An 18315-nucleotide genomic window follows, 5' to 3' on the forward strand; every position below is an offset into this window, starting at 1 on the left:
CCAGCGTTCCACTTCCCTTTCACCCACGGAGCACCATCCATGTACTTCACCGACCGCGGCATCGAGGAACTTGAGAAGCGGCGCGGCGAGGAAGAGGTCACCTTCGAGTGGCTCGCCGAGCAGTTGCGTACGTTCGTCGACCTCAACCCGGACTTCGAGGTGCCGGTGGAACGGCTGGCGACCTGGCTGGCCCGGCTGGACGACGAGGACGAGGACGAGGACGACGAGTAGCGGACCCGCCCCGGAAGGACGGCCGGCCCCTCAGTCGTAGGCGCGCAGGTGGTCGTAGGCGAGGCCGAGCGCGCCGCGGAGCATCAGGACCGCCCCGGCGACGATCCAGCCGCCGCTGCGGCGCCGTACGCCCCAGACGGTGACCGGGAGACCCACGACGAGCTGGGCCGCGGACAGGGTGCGCGCCCTCGGGCCGCGCAGCCAGGGGCCGAGACCGCCGCTCTCCACGACGTCGAGTTCGGCGCCCACGGCGGCACGCCAGCCGGTCCACTCGATCTGCTCGGTGTCCGGCAGGCCCCGCACCGCGTCGCGGAGCCGGTCCGTGGACTCGCCGGGGTCGAGACCGGCCGGGAGCAGCACTCCCGCGCGCGTGAGGACGGCGAGCAGCCCGGTCACGCGCGCGTGGGCGTCGGCCGCCGGGTCGGGCCGCGCCAGGGGTTCCAGGGACTGGATGTCGAGCACCGGATCGAGGCCCAGACGCGCGGCGAAGGTGCGCATCGCCTCGTCCTCGCCGACCGGGGTGCCGTTCGCCAGCCATTCGTAGCCGACGGTTCGGCGGAAGCCCGAGGCCAGGGTGAAGCCGCTGCGGTCGGTGTCCCACCACAGGGCCAGGACGGGCCAGGGGGCGCCTACGGCGAGCGCGGTGGCCCAGCCGGTGAGCACGCGGTCGACGGGTTCCGCGCCCTCCTGCCAGGGAGTGCCCTCGGGGACCAGCACGCTCCACTCGGGTCCCGCCCCGGCGAGCAGCATCCGCTCGCGCAGCAGTTGGGCGGCGGGGCCGACCGACTCGGGACGGGCCCGGCACAGCAGCAGGGCCCCGGGGGCCTGGACCGGGCGGTGGCCGTCCCGGGACGCGCCGGAGGCAGTCGACATAGCCCCACTTTAGGGCGATTCGCCCGCTTCAACGCGCCGATGATCCCCAGAACGGGTGTCTTGACTTTCCGTATCCGCGATATATCGTGAATGAGGAAGACGCGATATGGCGCGTCGCGCTCGGACTCGTCCGCGGGTCCGGTCCGGTCGAGGAGGTCTGCACCATGTCCGAGTGGTCCGTGACAGAGCCGAAGAAGTTCTCCTTCGACGGCCCGGTGAAGACGCTGCACGTACGCATCGTCAACGGAACAGTGAACGTCGTGGGGACCGACGAGGGTTCCGCCCGGCTGGAGGTGTCCGAGCTGGACGGCCCCCCGCTCCAGGTGACCCATGAGGACGGCACGCTGACGGTGGCCTACGAGGACCTGCCCTGGAAGGGCTTCCTCAAGTGGCTCGACCGCAAGGGCTGGCGCCGCGCGGCGGTGGTCTCGCTGGCCGTCCCGACCGGCACGCAGGTCGAGGTGGGCGTGGTCGGCGCCGCCGCCGTCGTCTCGGGGATGGACGGACGGATCCAGGTCAGGGGCGTCACCGGCGACACCACCCTCGTCCGCGTCGCGGGCCCCGTCCGCGTGGAGACCGTCTCGGGGAACCTGGAGGCCCAGGCCGTCACCGGCGACCTCCGCTTCAACTCGGTCTCCGGCGACCTGACCGTCGTCGAGGGCTCCGGCTCCTCGGTGCGGGCCGAATCGGTGAGCGGTTCCATGATCGTGGACCTCGACGCCACGGGCACGCCCACCGACGTCCAGTTGTCGAACGTCTCGGGCGAGATCGCCATCCGGCTCCCCCACCCGGCGGACGCCGAGGTGGAGGCCAACACCGCGAGCGGCAGCGTCTCCAGCGCCTTCGAGGACCTGCGGGTCAACGGCCAGTGGGGGGCCAAGAAGATCACCGGCCGGCTCGGCGCGGGCAACGGCAGGCTGAAGGCGATGACCGTCTCGGGCTCCATCGCCCTGCTGCGCAGGCCCTCCACGGAGGACGACCCCTACGAGGAAGTCCCGAAGCCCCGGGACACGGCCCCGCCCGCCGGCCCGGCCGACACCACGGACGACACCGCCGCCGACACCACCGACGACGCAGCGCGCGACACCGGGGGCGACACCGGGGGCAAGGGTGCCGCCGACAGCCGGCCGGCCGACTCCGCGACCGACAAGAAGGTGCTCTGACATGGCTCCCGTCTTCGCCCACGGCCGGCTGCGCCTCTACCTCCTCAAGCTGCTGGACGAGGCTCCGCGCCACGGGTACGAGGTGATCCGCCTCCTGGAGGAGCGCTTCCAGGGCCTCTACGCACCCTCGGCGGGCACCGTCTACCCCCGGCTGGCGAAGCTGGAGGCCGAGGGGCTCGTCACGCACACCTCCGAGGGCGGCCGCAAGGTCTACGCGATCACCGACGCGGGCCGCGCCGAACTGGCGGACCGCAGCGGCGAACTGGCCGACCTGGAACTGGAGATCCGCGAGTCGGTCGCCGAGCTCGCGGCGGAGATCCGCGCGGACGTCCGGGGCGCGGCCGGTGACCTGCGGCGCGAGATGCGGGCGGCGGCCACCGAGGCACGGCAGGGTTCCACGGGTGGCACCCGGACCGGGCAGCACGACGGCGTGCCGGGCGGGTCCGGCGGCCCCGACGACTTCCAGGACAAGGAGTCGTGGCGGGCGGCGAAGGAGGAGATGCGGCGCGTCCGGCAGGAGTGGAAGGAGCAGGCCCGCCGCGCGAAGGACGAGAGCCGCCGCGCCCGCGACGAGGCGCAGCGTGCCCGCCGCCAGGCCAAGGAGGCCCACGAGAAGGCCCGCGCGCAGGCCCAGGAGGAGATGCAGCGCATGGCCAAGCACGTCCAGGACCAGGTCCAGGACCACTTCGCGAGAGGCGACTGGCCGACCGGCGTGCGCGAGGGACTGACCGAACTGGCCAAGGAGTTCGGCGACTTCGGGAAGAACTTCGGCAAGGACCTGGGGAAGGATTTCGGCAAGGAGTTCGGCTTCGGCCGTACGCCCTCCGGAGCGCCCGCGGAGCCGGAGCACTCGACGACCCCGGACGACTTCCCCGCCGCGTACGAACCCGCGTGGGCCCACGAGGACTCCACCGGCAACCCCGGCCGCGACCTGGACCGCCTGCTGGACCGCTTCCGTGACGACATCCGCGACGCGTCCCGCGACCGCGGTGTCACGGAGGATCAACTCCGGGACATCCGCGGCCACTTGTCGGCGGCGGCGGCCCTCATCGGCTCGGCCCTGCGGAGCGGGCGGCCGTAGCCCTCCTACCCCGGGGCTCCTCGCCCCGGGGGCCGTCCGGACCAGGGAGCTGTCCGAACCCGGGCTGTCCGGACCGGGGGCTCTCCTGGCCAGGGAGCTGTCCGGACCGGGGGCCGTCCGGGCCAGGGGCTGCCCGAACCCGGGCTGGCCGGAAACGGGGCTGGGCCCCGCACGCGGAGCCCAGGCCGTTTCCGGCCCTCAACCCGCCTCCGCCGCGCCGTCCTCCCCGTAGAGCACCCGCGTCACCGACCGGTACGTGATTCCGCGATCGGCCAGCACCTCTCCGGTGACCCCGCCCCGCAGGGTGATCGCCAGCAGCAGGTGCTCGTCACCGATGTGGCGGTCCCGTCGGGCGGCGGCGACCCGCAGGGCCCGCGTCAGCAGATCCTTCGCCCCCTGACCGAAGGGCCGGCGCCGGATCCGCCGACCGTCACCGGCCCGCTTGCCCGACTCCAACGCCCCCTCCCCGTGCGCCTCCTCGATCCGGGAGACGATCTCGGACAGATCGATACCGAGTCCGGAGAGGGCTTCCGCGTCGGAGCGCGACAGCCCGCCCCGACGGCGCGCGTCCGCGAGGTCGCGCTCCAGCGCCTCCCGGAACCCGTCCGCCCCGAGCGAGGTCAGCGCGAAGGAACCCCGGCTGCCCTCCCGGTCGAGGAGGGCCAGCAGCATGTGCTCCTCCTCGACCGTCTCGGCCCCCACCCGCTCGGAGTGCGCGACCGCGCCCTCGACGACGGCACGCGCGTCCTTCGTGAAGCGTTCGAACATCACTGCCTCCCGTGCTTCTTGTGCACTGCCTGCCGGCTCACCCCGAGTTCCGCGGCGATCTCCTGCCACGACCAGCCCTGATTGCGCGCGCTGCGCACCTGCACCGCCTCCAACTGCTCCAGCAGTCTCCGCAGCGCGGAGACCGCCCGCAGCCCGATCCGCGGATCGCGATCACCCGCGCGCTCGGCAAGATCCGTTGCTTCGGTCATGCTGTCAACTTACGTTGACGAGATCCGCATGTCAACCAAAATTGACACCCTCCCCTGCCCGGACACACGAAACGGCGGGCCCGGACACCCGGACCCGCCGCGACACAACACAGCACAGCACAGCACAGCACAGCGCGACACAGCGCACACAGCGCCGACAGCGCCTCAGGGCATCAGCCCGCGGTCAGCACGATCTTGCCGAACTGGTCGCCGGACTCCAGCCGTTCGAACCCTTCGCGGGCTCGGTCGAGCGGCAGCACCTCGTCGACGACGGGCCGCACCCCGGTGGCCGCGCAGAAGGCCAGCAGATCCTCCAGCTCGTCCTTCGTCCCCATGGTGGAGCCGACCACCTTGAGTTCGAGGAAGAAGATCCGCGTCAGCTCGGCGTGCGAGGGCCGGTCGCCGCTGGTGGCACCCGAGATGACGACAGTGCCTCCGGGACGCAGCGACTTGACCGAGTGCGACCAGGTGGCGGCGCCGACGGTCTCGATGACCGCGTCGACCCGCTGCGGCAGCCGCGCGCCGGACTCCAGCGCCTCGACGGCGCCGAGTTCGAGCGCCCGCTTGCGCTTGGCCTCGTCCCGGCTGGTGGCGAAGACCCGCAGCCCGGCGGCCTTCCCGAGCACGATCGCGGCGGTGGCCACACCCCCGCCCGCACCCTGCACGAGCACGGAGTCGCCGGGCCGCACCCCGGCGTTGGTGAACAGCATGCGGTACGCCGTCAGCCAGGCGGTCGGCAGACAGGCGGCCTCCTCGAAGGACAGCTCCCTGGGCTTCGGCAGCACGTTCCACGCCGGTACGGAGACCTGCTCGGCGAAGGTGCCCTGGTAGCGCTCGGTGAGGATGGAACGGGGCTCGTCGGGGCCGACCCCGTGCCCGCTCTGGCCGATGACGGAGTGCAGGACGACCTCGTTGCCGTCCTCGTCGATTCCGGCGGCGTCGCAGCCGAGGATCATCGGCAGTTTGTCCTCGGCGAGGCCGACCCCGCGCAGCGACCACAGGTCGTGGTGGTTGAGGGAGGCGGCGCGTACGTTCACGGTCGTCCAGCCCGGCCTCTGTTCGGGGGCCGGACGCTCCCCCAACTCCAGGCCGTTCAGCGGCTGGTCACGGTCGATTCGGGCGGCATAGGCAGCGAACATGACCCCGACGATAGGCTCCGCCCCCGGCCGGGGGAACCGCCTCCCGCTGTGACACGTCCCCCACCGACCGAGTGGCCCCCGGCACAGACCGCCCTCGCTCCCTCCGCCGGCCTGGACGACCTCGTCCTCAAGTGCCGGACGGGAGACTCAGCTGCTCCGGCGTTCGAGGAGCGGGGGTCCGCTGGGCAGCGCCCCCAGTACGGGACGGGCAGGGGCGGAGGGGGCGAGAACCACCCACCCGGACGCTCCCGCGAGGGTGAAGCGGGCAGAAAGAAGCCGGCCCCGCCGGGATGCTCCCGACGGGGCCGAGCAGGACGCGAACCGTCAGCGACGGGCGACACCCTCCGCACGGGCGGCCGCGGCCACCGCGGCCGTCACCGCCGGAGCCACCCGCTCGTCGAACGGCGAGGGGATGACGTAGTCCGCGGCGAGGTCGTCCCCGACGACCGCGGCCAGCGCGTCGGCTGCGGCGATCTTCATGCCCTCGGTGATCCGGGAGGCCCGGACCTGGAGCGCACCGGCGAAGATCCCCGGGAAGGCGAGCACGTTGTTGATCTGGTTCGGGAAGTCCGACCGCCCGGTCGCGACGACGGCCGCGTACTTGTGGGCGATTTCGGGGTGCACCTCGGGGGTCGGGTTGGCCATCGCGAAGACGAAGGCGCCCTCCGCCATGGAGGCGACCGCCGGCTCCGGCACCGTACCGCCGGAGACCCCGATGAAGACGTCGGCGCCCGAGAGCGCCGCTTCCAGCGAACCGGAGATCCCCGCCTTGTTGGTGATCTCCGCCAGCTCCCGCTTGACGTCCGTCAGATCGTCCCGGTCCCGCGACACGACGCCCTTGCGGTCGGTGACCGCGACATCGCCGAGGCCGGCCTCCAGCAGGAACTTGGCGATGGCGATACCGGCCGCGCCCGCGCCCGAGATCACCGCGCGCAGCTCGCCGAGCGAGCGCCCGGTGAGCCTGGCGGCGTTCCGCAGGGCCGCGAGGGTGACGACCGCCGTCCCGTGCTGGTCGTCGTGGAAGACGGGAATGTCCAGCCGCTCCTGGAGCTTGCGCTCGATCTCGAAGCACCGCGGTGCCGAGATGTCCTCCAGATTGACGCCGCCGAAGGAGGGAGCGAGCCGGACCACCGTCTCGACGATCTCGTCGACGCCGGTGCAGGCGAGCGCGATCGGCACCGCGTCCACTCCGCCGAACTGCTTGAACAGGATGGCCTTGCCCTCCATGACGGGGAGCGAGGCCTCCGGGCCGATGTCACCGAGCCCGAGCACGGCCGTGCCGTCGGTCACCACAGCGACCACGGACGACTTCCACGTGTAGTCGTGGACGAGTTCCGGCTGCTCGGCGATCGCGCTGCACACCTTCGCGACGCCGGGCGTGTACGCCAGGGACAGGTCGTCCTTGTCGCGGATCGGCACAGTGGCTTGCACAGCCATTTTGCCGCCGCGGTGCAGCGCGAAAGCCGGGTCGAAGGAATCGAGGGGCTCTGCCCCGCCTTCGTGATCCGTACTGCTGTCGCTGCGAGGATTGACGATCTCCGCTGCCACTTTGTTTTACCCCTTAAGTCTTCAATGTTTGAGGGTGACCACTCCTGGTTGAGGGGTGGGCGGGCACCGCGCAGGCCCTGCCGCCGTGGTTGCGTACGGGCCGCTGCGCGACGGGCGCGCCGCACACGCGCCCTGAGCCCCGGATGAGGGGTGTAAAGAACCTTCTTACCGGACCGATGGTGCCGAGGACGAGTCCATAACGCCAAGATCACACGTCGGTGAGATGACTCATGCCGTGATCCATTGACACTTCCTGACATGTCCTCGTTCGGCCGCGAGTGCCGCGTAGCGGTCGTCCGCATCGCGCGTTGCGCCGCAGATCTTCCGGCCGGAGAGGAGGATTCCCGCACAAGATCCGGTCGTTCCCTACTGGCCCGTAACGGTTCGGGGGTCGCCCGTTATCCGATTTTGACATAGCGGGCACCCTGAATCGCGCGATCCGAATGGCAAGATGCCGTCATTACACGAGGTCGCGACACTCGAAGGTGTGTGTTCTCGTCGACCTATCGGCTACTCCCTCATCCGCCGGAGGAACCCTCATGACCGCACGCACCACCCGTCGTACCACGACCGCGCAGTCCCGGATAGCAGCGGTCGGTGCGATCGCGGTCGCCGGCGCCCTGATCCTCACCGGTTGCGGTGACCAGACGAAAAGCAGCGGCACCGCGAAGGCCAACAGCGCCCCCCTGTTCTCCAAGCTGCCCAAGAAGATCCAGGACGCGGGCGTCATCAAGGTCGGCACGAACGCCGAGTACGCCCCCATGGAGTCGACCGATGGCGGCAAGATCGTTGGCGTCGACCCTGACCTGGCCGACGCGCTGGCCAAGCAGCTCGGTGTGAAGTTCGAGTTCACCTCGGGCTCGTTCGACGGCCTCATCACCGCCGTCAACTCCGGCCGCTACGACATCGGCATGTCGTCCATCACGGACAACAAGCAGCGCCAGGAGGGCCTGGACGACAAGGGCAAGAAGCTCGGCGAGGGCGTCGACTTCGTCGACTACTTCACGGCCGGTACGGCCATCTACGTGAAGAAGGGCAACCCCGAGGGCATCAAGGGCATCGAGGACCTCTGTGGCAAGACGGCCGCCGTGCAGCAGGGCACGACGTACGAGACGGCCCTGAAGGACCAGTCCAAGAAGTGCACGGACGCCGGCAAGAAGGCCATCAACATCGAGTCGTTCCAGAACGACACCGAGGCCCAGACCCGTGTGAAGTCCGGCGGCGCGGTGGCCGGCATCAACGACTACCCGGTGGCGGTCGACCTGTCCAACAAGGCCGACGGCGGGAAGGCCTTCGAGGTCATCAACAAGCAGTACGACGCCGGCCCGTTCGGCATCATCCTGAACAAGAACAACACCCAGCTCCGTGACGCGCTGAAGGACGCTGTCGACGCGATCATCAAGGACGGCTCGTACAAGAAGGTGCTGGAGAAGTGGGGCGCCCAGTCCGGCGCGATCGAGCAGTCCGCGATCAACGGCGGCAAGTAAGCCGAGCGCACCACTGAAGGGCAGTCACGTGACTGACAATCTCGACAAGTCCGCCTCGGACACCCCGCCTCCGGGCGACACGGTGTCCCAGAGCGGAACCTCCGGGCCCGCCCCGGAGACCATCAAGGCGATCCCCGTCCGGCACTACGGCCGGTGGGTCAGCGGCGTCATCGTCGTCGCGCTGCTGGTGGCGCTCGGCGTGGCGTTCTCGCAGGGCAACATCCAGTGGCACACGGTCGGCAGCCAGCTCTTCGTGTCCACTGTCGTCCAGGGCGCCGGCCGCACGCTCCTGATCAGCATCCTCGCCATGATCGTGGGTGTGGTGCTGGGCGTCGTCCTCGCGGTGATGCGGCTCTCGAAGAACCCGGTGACCAGCACGGTCGCGTGGCTGTACATCTGGTTCTTCCGCGGCACGCCGGTCTACGTCCAGCTCCTGCTGTGGTTCAACCTGGCGCTGATCTTCCCCGTTCTGAATCTCGGGCCGATCTACAAGAACAACATGACGGACGTCATGACTCCGTTCATGTGCGCCCTGCTGGGTCTCGGTCTGAACGAGGCCGCGTACATGGCCGAGATCTGCCGCGCCGGCCTGCTGGCCGTCGACGAGGGCCAGACGGAGGCCGCGCAGGCCCTGGGCATGAGCCACACCAAGACGCTGGCGCGGATCGTGATCCCGCAGGCGATGCGCGTGATCGTGCCGCCGACCGGCAACGAGTTCATCAACATGCTGAAGACCTCGTCGCTGGTGTACGCGGTCACGTACAACGAGCTGCTGCGCTCCACCTCGGCGATCGGCTCCACGTCGTACGCCGTCATGGAGATGCTGTTCGTTGCCTCCATCTGGTACCTGGCCATGACCAGCGTGTTCAGCGTCTTCCAGTACTACCTGGAGCGTTACTACGCACGCGGTTCCAGCCGCAGCCTGCCGCCGACCGTCTTCCAGAAGATCAAGGCGAACATGCTTGGGCTCGGCAGTGAGAGGGGCAAGGCATGACCGCGATGGTGAAGTCGGAGGGCGTGCACAAGTCCTTCGGCCCGGTGGAGGTCCTCAAGGGCATCGACCTGGAGGTGAACACCGGTGAGGTGTTCTGCCTGATCGGCCCGTCCGGCTCCGGTAAGTCGACCTTCCTGAGGTGCATCAACCACCTGGAGAAGATCAGCGCCGGCCGGCTGTACGTCGACGGGGAACTGGTCGGCTACCGGCAGAAGGGCGACAAGCTCTACGAGCTCAAGGACAGCGAAGTCGCTCTGAAGCGCCGTGACATCGGCATGGTCTTCCAGCGCTTCAACCTGTTCCCGCACATGACGGCCGTCGAGAACGTCATGGAAGCGCCGATCCAGGTGAAGGGCACGAAGAAGTCGGACGCCCGGGACCGTGCGATGGAACTGCTCGATCGCGTCGGCCTGTCCGACAAGGCGAAGAACTACCCTTCGCAGCTCTCCGGCGGCCAGCAGCAGCGCGTGGCGATCGCCCGCGCGCTGGCCATGGACCCGAAGCTGATGCTCTTCGACGAGCCGACCTCGGCGCTGGACCCGGAGCTGGTCGGTGACGTCCTCGACGTCATGCGCGACCTCGCCGAGTCCGGTATGACGATGGTCGTCGTCACGCACGAGATGGGCTTCGCCCGCGAGGTCGGCGACAGCCTGGTCTTCATGGACGGCGGTGTCGTCGTCGAGGCCGGCAACCCCCGCGACGTCCTGACGGACCCGCAGCACGAGCGCACGAAGTCGTTCCTGTCGAAGGTCCTCTGACCGGGACGTCGACTCACGCGGACGAGAAATAAAGGGCGGTACGGGATTCCGTGCCGCCCTTTTCCATTCACGGGAATGGAAACTCAAGTAAACCTCAGATCATCTCCCTTCTCTTGACACCCAACCGACCGTACCGGAAGATCATTTCACTGCACTTCGCCAGAGCCGTGCCGGGGAAGTAGCAAAATGCCGCAGGCATCAAAGGATCCATTGGGGAGAATATGAACCTTCGTCCTATGAGCGCCCTATTGCTCTCCGGTGTCGCCCTGGCGGGCACAGTGGTCGCAAGTTCGCCCGCGCAGGCGTCCACGCGCACTTGCACCGCCACCATTGTCCAGTACGACATCTGCTTCGACGGCAGCAACGACGCCTTCTACGTCTCGGACACGGTGGCTGACGGCCGTAGAGCTGTCGCGTCATGGAAAGCCTACGACGGCTCCGGACGGTCCGGCGAGTGTCACGACTCGGATGGCGCCCTTAACGGCGCGACTGTATGTGACTACGACTTCAAGGAAGGGGTGAACAATTACATCACCTTCATGGGCTCGACCCGCAATGGCGCCAACGGGGCGGACGATGACCTTTCGCTTCTGATCATCGCCTATGTCACTCCTCGATAAACCCGCAAAAGCTTGAATTTCACAAAAAGTAAAGCATCCAAGGGGCGGTACGGGTCTCCCGTACCGCCCCTTCCTCATACCCCTCCCGCTGGCGCAGTGCCGGGTTCTGGATCAGCTTGGTCAGCTGGGCCCGGGTCAGCGGTGGGGTCTTGAGCAGGTGGCCGAGCCGGCCCTTGCCCTGGAAGCCGGTGCCGGATGGAAAGAGCCCTGCCGTCCTTGAGCTGAAGGCGGGCGTCGAACTCCCGCCCCGCGACCGGAATCGGGTGCAGCGCGGGATCGGACGGGGTGTCTCCCAGACACCGAGAAGGCTGCCGTCGGACAGCTTCTGGGTGGTGCAGCCGACACCCCCGTCCTTGCAGGGGCTCTCCAGACCCTTGCCGCCCATCTTCACCGCGAACTCGGACGCGGTGATCACGTACGTGCTCGCGCCGCCAGAACCGGCGGCGGGCGGAGATGAAGGTGTTGACCAGCGTCTTGCGCGCGTAGGCCTCGAGGTTTTCGAGGCGTCCGTGCCGGCGCGCGCCGAGGACGACCTTCACCAGCGTCGTCTGAACGAGGTCCTCCGCCTCGTCGCGATTGCCGCACGCAGATGGGCTCCCCCAAGCTCTCGGCTTCGCTCGAGCAGGGGGCACCCCCAGCAGAACAGCGCCAGCCGTCTACCCTCCACGAAAGCGTGCAGAGCGGCTTCCTCGCCGTGCGTCATCCCGCCCCCCTTCCCCGGCCCGCGCTCGCGGACCGTCTCACCCTTCCAGTGCGGTGGGAGGTGCCACAGGACGCGGTGGAGGCGGTACGGATTTCCCGTACCGCCTCAACACAGCCTTCGGGTGGCCTACTTGACCGCGAGCACCAGCGTGTCCGAGGGCGAGCACCACACCGGGCGGGCCTCCGCGAAGCCCCGCTCGCGCAGCGTGCGCGCGTGCCAGTCGGCGGAGGGGGTGTCCCCGTCGGCGTGCTCGCCGTAGATCTCGAAGCGGCGGGCGGTCGGTCCGGCGAGGACGGGGTCCTGGGCGGCCACCTCCCACCATTCGGCCCAGTCGAGGGCGCCGTCCTTGCCCGCCAGGTCCATACGGGCGTGCCGCTGGGCGCGCTCGGCGGCGTTGATTCGGGGCGTCGACTCGTCGGTCATGTGGTCGGCGTTCATGAACACACCACCGTCGCGCACGAGTTCGGCGATCTGACCGTAGAGGGCGGCCAGCGGTTCGCTGTGCAGCCAGTGCAGGGCGGTGGCGGTCAGCACGGCGTCGTACGTGTCGTACGGCAGCGCGGTGCGCCACTTCGGGTCCGTCAGGTCGGCGGTGACGAGGGTGACCCGGTCGTCGCCGGCGAAGGTGCCCTCGGCGATGGCCAGGAGGGCGGGGTCGAGGTCGACGCCGGTGCTGGTGGCCCCGGGGAGGCGGTCGAGCAGCCGGGCGGTGATCGTGCCGGTGCCGCAGGCCAGGTCGAGGACGCGGGGCGCGGGTCCGGCGAGCGCCTCGGTCATGTCGAGCATGACGCGGAAGCGGTCCTCGCGATCCGGCATGTAGAACTCCTGCTGCCGGTCCCAGCTCCGCTGCCAGGCGTTCCAGTCGGTTCCGGTGCCGATGGCCATGAGAGCCCCTCCTCCAGTCGACCACGTAATACCCTGTAAGCGCGATCGTCTGTTACCTGACCGCCGTCCCGACGATAGAGTGCCTCCGTAAGGACTACAAGTGGAATTGGCCTATTACTCGGATTACGCCGTCCGTCTCGTCAACACCGAGGAACCGGCCCGGGGCAAGGACGCGCTGACCTCGGTCGAGGCCGTCCGCGACCTGTTCGGGGGCAACGCCTCGGCGGCCCGTCGCGCCGCGGAGGCGGACGTCACCCGCTTCCGTTCGGTACGGGGGCGACTGCGGGCGGTCTTCGAGGCGGCGGACAGCGGCGAGGAGACCCTCGCGGTGGACCTGCTGAACTCGCTGCTCCTCGAATTCCCGGTGAGCCCGCAGATCTCGGGCCACGACCACCGCGACGACGACGACCGGCCGCTGTGGCACATGCATCTGGCGGACCACCCGTCGAACGCGACCGCGGGCTACGCGGCGATCGCGGCGATGGGCCTGGCCTTCCATCTGACCGAGTACGGCGTGGACCGCCTGGGCCTGTGCGAGGCCGCGCCGTGCCGCAACGCCTACCTGGACACCTCGACCAACCGCTCCCGGCGCTACTGCTCGGACCGCTGCGCGACCCGCGCCAACGTCGCGGCCTACCGCGCCCGCAAGCGCCTGGAGGCGGACCGGACGGGAAGCACCGGCCTGGCCGCCACCAGCACCCAGCGGGCGACGGCGAACGGCGAACGCTGACCCGCCTTCGGCGGCCGGAAGCGGAACCGCACCTTCCCGAGGACGAGTTCCTCGGGAACGGTTCCGTAGTCGGTGCTGTCCCCGCCCGCGAACGCGTTGTCCCCGAGCACCCACCAGCCGCCGTCACGCCGCTCCGCGATCCGCTTCACGACGAGCAGGTCCTGCTGGAACGGATGCCGCAGGACGACGACGTCACCCGGCCCCACCCTCGCGCCCCACTGGACGACGAGCCGATCCCCGTGCTGGAGCGTGGGCACCATGGAAGGGCCCGTCACCTCCGCCGCCCCGAACGGCAGCAGGGCCTTCCCCCGCTCGGTCTCCTGCGACAGCTCCGGCATCACCGGCACCTCCCCGGTCCTATCCTCCACCAGTCCCAGTTTCACCCTGGACTTTTGTCCTAAGCCCATGGGGGCACTCGCGAAAACGCCTCTCCTACGGAGTAATGTCCCACCTGAGAAGACGATCACGAGGAAGGACAGCTCAATGCTCTCCCGCCTGTTTGCCCCCAAGGTCAAGGTCAGCGCGCACTGCGACCTGCCCTGCGGCGTGTACGACCCGGCCCAGGCCCGCATCGAGGCGGAGTCGGTGAAGGCCGTGCAGGACAAGATGGCCGGCAACGACGACCCGCATTTCCAGGCTCGCGCCACCGTCATCAAGGAGCAGCGCGCCGAGCTCGCCAAGCACCACGTGTCGGTGCTCTGGAGCGACTACTTCAAGCCCCCGCACTTCGAGAAGTACCCGGAGCTGCACCAGCTGGTCAACGACACCCTCAAGGCCCTCTCGGCCGCGAAGGCGTCCACCGACCCGGCGACGGGCCAGAAGGCGCTGGACTACATCGCCCAGATCGACAAGATCTTCTGGGAGACCAAGAAGGCCTGACCTTCGTCCGGGCCGGCCGACCCGCGTTGTCGCGGATCGCGCCGCCTGCTTGTCCGCACCCGGTCCGCGGGCCGCCGTTCCCGGCGTCCCGACGGTCCGGGTGCGTACTGCTTTCCAGGGGCCGTCCTTCCGCGGGCCCGCGTTCTGCGGCCCTGGTTTCCACGGGTCGGCACAGCTCTCATACGGGTAGCTGGCGCATCTCGATCACACGCAGGCCCAGCGCCTGGAACCGGGTGAGCAGTCCGTACAGATGGGCGTCGTCGATCACGGTGCCGAAGAACAGGGTCTGCTCCTTCGTACGCACCCTGTCGAGTTCGGCGAAGGCCGTGGCGAGCGTGTCCGAAACAAGGCCGGCGATGCGGAATTCGTAACGCATACGAGCACTTCCCTCGGGGCCGGGGCGCGGGGTCCGCTGAGATGCCCTGCCATCGTCGGTCCCGCGCACCGATGTGGCATCCCCCGGTGCGGGCGACATCCACCCAGCTCGGAACGGTTCCGCTCACACCCTCGCCCCTCCACCTTCCACCCGTGCCCCGGCGCTTCGCCCTCCGGGCGCCGAAAAAGGCCGAAAAAAGGGTGAGCGGGCCCCTCTCCCCGCGCGGGGCTCACCTTCGACGGGTGATGCGGGTGGTCGCGCGGGCGGCGAACCTGGGGAGGCGGGTCCGCGTTCCGCCGGCCCCGGGACCGCCTCGGAGGATGTCCGATGAACGCTCTCGCGGGAGCCGGCCGGGGTACGTCCGTCCGCACCGGCCACGCCGCGTTCCGCCGTCGGCGGCGGTTGCGCGCGGGTCTCCTCCAACTGCTGTTCATCGCCGTCGGACTGGGCCTCGGCCTGCTCGTCCCGGAGTTCACCCGTGGACCCGTGCTGCCCTCCCGCCAGGTGGCCGAGATGCTGCTCGCGACGGGCTTCGGGGTGCTCGGCGCGGCCACCGTCATCTTCTCCGTGCTGTTCCTGGTGGTGCAGTGGGCGGCCACCACCTTCACCCCGCGGCTCACCCTTTTCCGGGACGCGCCGATCGTGTGGCGGACGTTCGCCTTCGCCGTCGGGCTGACCGTCTTCTGCGCCACGGCGGCCCTGACCATCGCCAACCGCGACGAGGTCTCGGTGGTCGTGCCGATCAGCGCGGGCGTCCTGCTGCTCCTGCTGTTGACGCTGCTGCGCAACCTCCTGCTGCAGGCCGTCTCCGCGATCCAACTGGCCCCGGTACTCGGCTCCGTCACGGAACGGGGCCGGCGCAACCTCGACGCCCTCTACCCGGACGCCCGGCGAGACCCGGGCAACGCGGGAGAGGCGGGAGACTCGGGAGACCTGTCCGAGCCGGACGGGCCGGACGGGCCGGGCGGGCCGGGCGGGCCGCGGGCGACGGTCCGATGGCCGGGCGGCGCCGCAGTGCTGCAACGCGTGGACGAGAGCCTGCTGGCGGGCGCGGCCCGGGCGGCGGACGCGGTCGTCGTGCTCCGGGTGACCCCCGGGACCACCGTGCAGCACGGCACCGCCGTCGCCGAGGTGTACGGCGGTGAACTGGCCGCCTCCGCCGTGCTGCGCGGCCTGGAGACCGGCGCCGAACGGGTCTTCGACCAGGACCCGGGACTCGCCTTCCGGCTGCTCGCCGACATCGCGCTCAGGGCGCTGTCCCCAGCGGTCAACGACCCCGCCACGGCGGTCCAGGCACTGGACGCCGTGGAGGATCTGCTGGGCCGGCCGGTCCCGGCGCGGGCCCGGTCCCGCGAGGTCGCCGACCGCGGGGGCGCCTTGCGCGTGGTCGTCCCGCTGCCGGGCTGGGACGACTTCCTGCGGACCGCTCTCGACGACGTGATCCCGGCAGCCCGGAACTCCCCGATGGTCCTGATCCGCCTCCGGACACTCCTGGAGAACCTGCGCGGGACACACGGCGGGGCGCCCCTCACCAGGCGGCTGACCTGGGTGGACGAGGAACTCGGCACCCGGTTCCCCGGCCTCCGGGACGCCCTCGCGAAGGAGGGCGAGGGCCATCACCGGCGCGACGGGCACGGGGAGCCGCGGGAACGCGAGGAGCGAGCGTGAGAGCGGCCGTGGGGACGGCGCACAGACGTTCCGTCGGCCTCCGGGGGACCGACCCACTGGCCGTGGGCGGTGTCCGCGAAGTCCTCGTGGAGGGTTCGCGAGCTCACCCGCGGGGGGTGATCCGGTGGGGCGGGGGGTGACCGCACTCTGGAGCCGAGGCAAGACGTCACGCGTCAGAGAGGGCATCGCTCATGGCCTGCATCCAGCGGCAGAACCGGCCCGCGCCGGGTGTGCCGTGCTCCGGGCCCGTCCGCCACGCCGTGAAGGACACCGAACCGTCCTTCGCGGCACCGTGGCCGACCGGGTCCCCGCGGCCCGCGCCGTCGATGCAGCCGTCGCCCCCCGACGGCGCCGAGAACGTCGCACCGATCGCACCGGTCACGCCGGACCACGTCGTCACGGCGCGCCCCGTGTGTTCGGGGGGCCCTGCCCGCCCCCCGCCTTCGAGCATCTGTCCACCGGCGGACCCCGCCGTACCGTCCGCCCCAGCACCGCGCTCTGCGCACCGAACCGTCAGGCCCTGCCGACCGTCCGCGGCTCCCGCCGGACCGGCCTGGACGGAATCCCCGAGATCGCGACCCGGCGCCCGGCGACAGTTCGATCCGCCCGACACCAAGGCAACGCTCGCGGAGATGTCGCACAACCGACAGGAGTTCGACCATGAACGGCTCGACGCTCAATCTGGCAGCGGACTACCCCCTGCTGAACGTCTTCTGGACCACGATGTGGTTCTTCCTCTGGATCCTCTGGTTCATGCTGCTCTTCCGCGTCATCGGGGACATCTTCCGCGATGACGCGCTGAGCGGCTGGGGCAAGTCGGGCTGGTGCGTCTTCGTCGTCATCCTGCCCTTCCTGGGCATCTTCGTGTACCTGATCGCACGGGGTCGCGGAATGGGTGAGCGCGAGATGAAGCGCATCCAGAAGAACCAGGAGGACATGAACTCCTACATCCGCGAGACCGCCGGGACCTCCGGCAAGGCCGACGAACTGGCCAAGCTCGCGGACCTCAAGAGCCACGGTCACATCACGGCCGAGGAGTTCGAGCAGGCCAAGGCCAAGGTCCTCGCCGCCTGACGGCACGAACACCCCCGCACCCCCACGACCGCCGCCGTCCCCCGGGCCAGTGATCCCCCGGGGGACGGCCGGCCGTGTGCCATTCTGGGGTGGTGGGAAACTCCAGACCCCTCGAAGATCTGGTCCGGTTGCGGCAGGCGCGCGACCGGATGAACCGCGAGTACGCGGAGCCGTGGGACATGGCCACGCTCGCGCGCACCGCGCTGATGTCGCCCGGCCATTTCCAGCGGAGCTTCAGGGAGGCGTTCGGCGAGACGCCGTACACCTATCTGATGACCCGCCGGATCGAACGCGCGAAGGCTCTCCTGCGGGGCGGCGACTTGACGGTGACCGAGGTGTGCTTCGCGGTCGGCTGCACCTCGCTCGGTTCGTTCAGCTCACGGTTCACGGAGCTGGTGGGTGAGACCCCGAGCGCGTACCGGGCCCGCCCGCACGACCACGGTGCCCCGATCCCGTCCTGCGTGACCCGCCGCCTGACCCGTCCGGCCCGCCACCGCAATCCGGAGGCGGAGCCCGGCACACGTCTCTAGCGGCTGCCGTCCGGGTCGCACGGCACGGAAGCGCGAGCCGCCGGGCAGCCCTTAGGTTGGACGCATGGATCTGAAACTCTCCCAGTGCTTCATCTCCGTCGACGACCACGACAAGGCGCTCGCCTTCTACCGTGACGTACTGGGCCTGGAGGTCCGGGGCGACGTCGGGTTCGAGGGAATGCGGTGGGTCACCGTCGGCTCGCCGCTCCAGCCGGACGTGGAGATCGTCCTGGAGCCCCCGGCGGCCGACCCGGACGCCTCGCCCGCGGACAAGCAGGCCATGGCCGAACTGCTGGCCAAGGGGATGCTGCGTGGTGTGATCTTCTCGACGACCGACTGCGACGAGCTCTTCGAGCGCGTCCGCGCCTCGGGCGCCGAGGTTCTGCAGGAGCCCGCGGACCAGCCGTACGGCGTGCGGGACTGCGCCTTCCGCGACCCGGCGGGCAACCTCCTGCGCTTCGGCCAGAAGCGCGCCACCGACTGACCGTGCCCGCCCCCGGCTCGACGCGCCGGCGCCCGCCCGGTTCGGCGCTCCGCCCGAGGCGCGGGCCGGCCGCCGTTCCCGGTCGAGCGCGAGGACTCCGGGCGGGGGCGACGGG

23 protein-coding genes and 1 pseudogene are annotated in these 18315 nt (G+C 70.1%); 13 read left to right on the plus strand and 11 right to left on the minus strand.

What is annotated here, in order from left to right:
- Positions 1 to 39 precede the first annotated feature (39 nt).
- Positions 40 to 231, plus strand: a complete 192-nt coding sequence (locus tag OHT01_RS14045; RefSeq protein ID WP_328553489.1) for a DUF6104 family protein — start codon at positions 40 to 42, stop codon at positions 229 to 231.
- A gap of 30 nt (positions 232 to 261) precedes the next feature.
- On the opposite strand, the gene OHT01_RS14050 is transcribed toward OHT01_RS14045, so the two are convergent.
- Positions 262 to 1104 (minus strand): hypothetical protein, encoded by an 843-nt coding sequence (locus tag OHT01_RS14050; RefSeq protein WP_328553490.1) that lies wholly within the window; start codon positions 1102 to 1104, stop codon positions 262 to 264.
- A gap of 164 nt (positions 1105 to 1268) precedes the next feature.
- On the opposite strand from OHT01_RS14050, the gene OHT01_RS14055 reads away from it, so the two are divergent.
- Together OHT01_RS14055 and OHT01_RS14060 are read left to right on the plus strand one after the other, a co-directional pair.
- On the plus strand, positions 1269 to 2267 hold the full coding sequence (locus OHT01_RS14055) for a DUF4097 family beta strand repeat-containing protein (protein WP_328553491.1): 999 nt from the start codon (positions 1269 to 1271) through the stop codon (positions 2265 to 2267).
- 1 nt (position 2268) lies between these two features.
- Complete coding sequence (locus OHT01_RS14060; protein ID WP_328553492.1) at positions 2269 to 3348, plus strand: PadR family transcriptional regulator; 1080 nt, start codon at positions 2269 to 2271, stop codon at positions 3346 to 3348.
- 198 nt (positions 3349 to 3546) lie between these two features.
- Here OHT01_RS14060 and OHT01_RS14065 read toward each other — a convergent pair whose 3' ends face one another.
- The 4 genes from OHT01_RS14065 to OHT01_RS14080 all read right to left on the minus strand — a co-directional run bounded on the left by OHT01_RS14065 (position 3547) and on the right by OHT01_RS14080 (position 7012).
- A complete protein-coding gene (locus tag OHT01_RS14065) occupies positions 3547 to 4116 on the minus strand; it encodes a Clp protease N-terminal domain-containing protein (protein ID WP_328553493.1) in 570 nt (189 codons plus the stop codon).
- Entirely contained in the window at positions 4116 to 4325 is a 210-nt protein-coding gene (locus OHT01_RS14070) for a helix-turn-helix domain-containing protein (protein WP_328553494.1), read from the minus strand. The genes OHT01_RS14065 and OHT01_RS14070 overlap by 1 nt, the downstream gene beginning before the upstream one ends.
- Positions 4326 to 4498: 173 nt before the next feature.
- Positions 4499 to 5464: a zinc-binding dehydrogenase gene (locus tag OHT01_RS14075; protein ID WP_328553495.1), complete on the minus strand. Its 966-nt coding sequence runs from the start codon at positions 5462 to 5464 to the stop codon at positions 4499 to 4501.
- Positions 5465 to 5788: 324 nt separating this feature from the next.
- Complete coding sequence (locus tag OHT01_RS14080; protein ID WP_328553496.1) at positions 5789 to 7012, minus strand: NAD(P)-dependent malic enzyme; 1224 nt, start codon at positions 7010 to 7012, stop codon at positions 5789 to 5791.
- Positions 7013 to 7551: 539 nt separating this feature from the next.
- On the opposite strand from OHT01_RS14080, the gene OHT01_RS14085 reads away from it, so the two are divergent.
- The 4 genes from OHT01_RS14085 to OHT01_RS14100 all read left to right on the plus strand — a co-directional run bounded on the left by OHT01_RS14085 (position 7552) and on the right by OHT01_RS14100 (position 10871).
- On the plus strand, positions 7552 to 8499 hold the full coding sequence (locus OHT01_RS14085) for an ABC transporter substrate-binding protein (protein WP_328553497.1): 948 nt from the start codon (positions 7552 to 7554) through the stop codon (positions 8497 to 8499).
- Between the two features lie 28 nt (positions 8500 to 8527).
- On the plus strand, positions 8528 to 9493 hold the full coding sequence (locus OHT01_RS14090; RefSeq protein WP_328553498.1) for an amino acid ABC transporter permease: 966 nt from the start codon (positions 8528 to 8530) through the stop codon (positions 9491 to 9493).
- Complete coding sequence (locus tag OHT01_RS14095) at positions 9490 to 10251, plus strand: amino acid ABC transporter ATP-binding protein (RefSeq protein ID WP_328553499.1); 762 nt, start codon at positions 9490 to 9492, stop codon at positions 10249 to 10251. The genes OHT01_RS14090 and OHT01_RS14095 overlap by 4 nt, the downstream gene beginning before the upstream one ends.
- Positions 10252 to 10487: 236 nt before the next feature.
- Positions 10488 to 10871: a hypothetical protein gene (locus OHT01_RS14100; RefSeq protein ID WP_328553500.1), complete on the plus strand. Its 384-nt coding sequence runs from the start codon at positions 10488 to 10490 to the stop codon at positions 10869 to 10871.
- A gap of 19 nt (positions 10872 to 10890) precedes the next feature.
- On the opposite strand, the gene OHT01_RS14105 is transcribed toward OHT01_RS14100, so the two are convergent.
- The 3 genes and pseudogenes from OHT01_RS14105 to OHT01_RS14115 form a co-directional block, all read right to left on the minus strand.
- Positions 10891 to 11286, minus strand: coding sequence for a hypothetical protein (locus OHT01_RS14105; RefSeq protein ID WP_328558433.1), 396 nt, complete (start codon positions 11284 to 11286; stop codon positions 10891 to 10893).
- Between the two features lie 7 nt (positions 11287 to 11293).
- Positions 11294 to 11574, minus strand: a pseudogene (locus OHT01_RS14110) (sigma factor); the annotation flags it as partial.
- Positions 11575 to 11700: 126 nt separating this feature from the next.
- Positions 11701 to 12459, minus strand: a complete 759-nt coding sequence (locus OHT01_RS14115) for a class I SAM-dependent methyltransferase (RefSeq protein WP_328553501.1) — start codon at positions 12457 to 12459, stop codon at positions 11701 to 11703.
- A gap of 100 nt (positions 12460 to 12559) precedes the next feature.
- On the opposite strand from OHT01_RS14115, the gene OHT01_RS14120 reads away from it, so the two are divergent.
- Positions 12560 to 13189 (plus strand): CGNR zinc finger domain-containing protein, encoded by a 630-nt coding sequence (locus tag OHT01_RS14120; RefSeq protein WP_328553502.1) that lies wholly within the window; start codon positions 12560 to 12562, stop codon positions 13187 to 13189.
- On the opposite strand, the gene sodX is transcribed toward OHT01_RS14120, so the two are convergent.
- Positions 13093 to 13527 carry a nickel-type superoxide dismutase maturation protease gene (gene sodX / locus OHT01_RS14125; RefSeq protein WP_328553503.1) on the minus strand — a complete coding sequence of 145 codons (435 nt, stop codon included), beginning with the start codon at positions 13525 to 13527 and terminating at the stop codon, positions 13093 to 13095. The two genes, OHT01_RS14120 and sodX, sit on opposite strands and share 97 nt — an antisense overlap.
- 145 nt (positions 13528 to 13672) lie before the next feature.
- Between sodX and sodN the strand changes: the two genes are divergently transcribed.
- Positions 13673 to 14068, plus strand: a complete 396-nt coding sequence (gene sodN / locus OHT01_RS14130; RefSeq protein ID WP_053662116.1) for a superoxide dismutase, Ni — start codon at positions 13673 to 13675, stop codon at positions 14066 to 14068.
- Positions 14069 to 14246: 178 nt separating this feature from the next.
- Here the strand turns inward: sodN and OHT01_RS14135 are convergent, their stop codons facing one another.
- On the minus strand, positions 14247 to 14444 hold the full coding sequence (locus OHT01_RS14135; protein WP_328553504.1) for a hypothetical protein: 198 nt from the start codon (positions 14442 to 14444) through the stop codon (positions 14247 to 14249).
- A 327-nt stretch (positions 14445 to 14771) separates the two neighbouring features.
- Here OHT01_RS14135 and OHT01_RS14140 point away from each other — a divergent pair, with 327 nt between their 5' ends.
- A complete protein-coding gene (locus tag OHT01_RS14140) occupies positions 14772 to 16112 on the plus strand; it encodes a DUF2254 family protein (protein WP_328553505.1) in 1341 nt (446 codons plus the stop codon).
- Positions 16113 to 16278: 166 nt separating this feature from the next.
- Here the strand turns inward: OHT01_RS14140 and OHT01_RS14145 are convergent, their stop codons facing one another.
- A complete protein-coding gene (locus tag OHT01_RS14145) occupies positions 16279 to 16512 on the minus strand; it encodes a hypothetical protein (RefSeq protein WP_328553506.1) in 234 nt (77 codons plus the stop codon).
- 260 nt (positions 16513 to 16772) lie between these two features.
- Between OHT01_RS14145 and OHT01_RS14150 the strand changes: the two genes are divergently transcribed.
- The 3 genes from OHT01_RS14150 to OHT01_RS14160 all read left to right on the plus strand — a co-directional run bounded on the left by OHT01_RS14150 (position 16773) and on the right by OHT01_RS14160 (position 18200).
- Positions 16773 to 17186 carry an SHOCT domain-containing protein gene (locus OHT01_RS14150; RefSeq protein WP_328553507.1) on the plus strand — a complete coding sequence of 138 codons (414 nt, stop codon included), beginning with the start codon at positions 16773 to 16775 and terminating at the stop codon, positions 17184 to 17186.
- Positions 17187 to 17335: 149 nt separating this feature from the next.
- Positions 17336 to 17716: a helix-turn-helix transcriptional regulator gene (locus OHT01_RS14155; RefSeq protein ID WP_328558114.1), complete on the plus strand. Its 381-nt coding sequence runs from the start codon at positions 17336 to 17338 to the stop codon at positions 17714 to 17716.
- A gap of 64 nt (positions 17717 to 17780) precedes the next feature.
- Positions 17781 to 18200 (plus strand): VOC family protein, encoded by a 420-nt coding sequence (locus OHT01_RS14160; protein WP_328553508.1) that lies wholly within the window; start codon positions 17781 to 17783, stop codon positions 18198 to 18200.
- The last annotated feature ends 115 nt before the right edge of the window (positions 18201 to 18315 follow it).

Source organism: Streptomyces sp. NBC_00358 (assembly GCF_036099295.1).
GTDB lineage: Bacteria > Actinomycetota > Actinomycetes > Streptomycetales > Streptomycetaceae > Streptomyces.

Coding starts and splice junctions, on each gene's coding strand:
- OHT01_RS14045 (WP_328553489.1), top strand. CDS start 40: ATGTACTTCACCGACCGCGGCATCGAGGAACTTGAGAAGCGGCGCGGC.
- OHT01_RS14050 (WP_328553490.1), bottom strand. CDS start 1,104: ATGTCGACTGCCTCCGGCGCGTCCCGGGACGGCCACCGCCCGGTCCAG.
- OHT01_RS14055 (WP_328553491.1), top strand. CDS start 1,269: ATGTCCGAGTGGTCCGTGACAGAGCCGAAGAAGTTCTCCTTCGACGGC.
- OHT01_RS14060 (WP_328553492.1), top strand. CDS start 2,269: ATGGCTCCCGTCTTCGCCCACGGCCGGCTGCGCCTCTACCTCCTCAAG.
- OHT01_RS14065 (WP_328553493.1), bottom strand. CDS start 4,116: ATGTTCGAACGCTTCACGAAGGACGCGCGTGCCGTCGTCGAGGGCGCG.
- OHT01_RS14070 (WP_328553494.1), bottom strand. CDS start 4,325: ATGACCGAAGCAACGGATCTTGCCGAGCGCGCGGGTGATCGCGATCCG.
- OHT01_RS14075 (WP_328553495.1), bottom strand. CDS start 5,464: ATGTTCGCTGCCTATGCCGCCCGAATCGACCGTGACCAGCCGCTGAAC.
- OHT01_RS14085 (WP_328553497.1), top strand. CDS start 7,552: ATGACCGCACGCACCACCCGTCGTACCACGACCGCGCAGTCCCGGATA.
- OHT01_RS14095 (WP_328553499.1), top strand. CDS start 9,490: ATGACCGCGATGGTGAAGTCGGAGGGCGTGCACAAGTCCTTCGGCCCG.
- OHT01_RS14100 (WP_328553500.1), top strand. CDS start 10,488: ATGAGCGCCCTATTGCTCTCCGGTGTCGCCCTGGCGGGCACAGTGGTC.
- OHT01_RS14115 (WP_328553501.1), bottom strand. CDS start 12,459: ATGGCCATCGGCACCGGAACCGACTGGAACGCCTGGCAGCGGAGCTGG.
- sodX (WP_328553503.1), bottom strand. CDS start 13,527: ATGCCGGAGCTGTCGCAGGAGACCGAGCGGGGGAAGGCCCTGCTGCCG.
- sodN (WP_053662116.1), top strand. CDS start 13,673: ATGCTCTCCCGCCTGTTTGCCCCCAAGGTCAAGGTCAGCGCGCACTGC.
- OHT01_RS14135 (WP_328553504.1), bottom strand. CDS start 14,444: ATGCGTTACGAATTCCGCATCGCCGGCCTTGTTTCGGACACGCTCGCC.
- OHT01_RS14140 (WP_328553505.1), top strand. CDS start 14,772: ATGAACGCTCTCGCGGGAGCCGGCCGGGGTACGTCCGTCCGCACCGGC.
- OHT01_RS14150 (WP_328553507.1), top strand. CDS start 16,773: ATGAACGGCTCGACGCTCAATCTGGCAGCGGACTACCCCCTGCTGAAC.
- OHT01_RS14155 (WP_328558114.1), top strand. CDS start 17,336: ATGAACCGCGAGTACGCGGAGCCGTGGGACATGGCCACGCTCGCGCGC.
- OHT01_RS14160 (WP_328553508.1), top strand. CDS start 17,781: ATGGATCTGAAACTCTCCCAGTGCTTCATCTCCGTCGACGACCACGAC.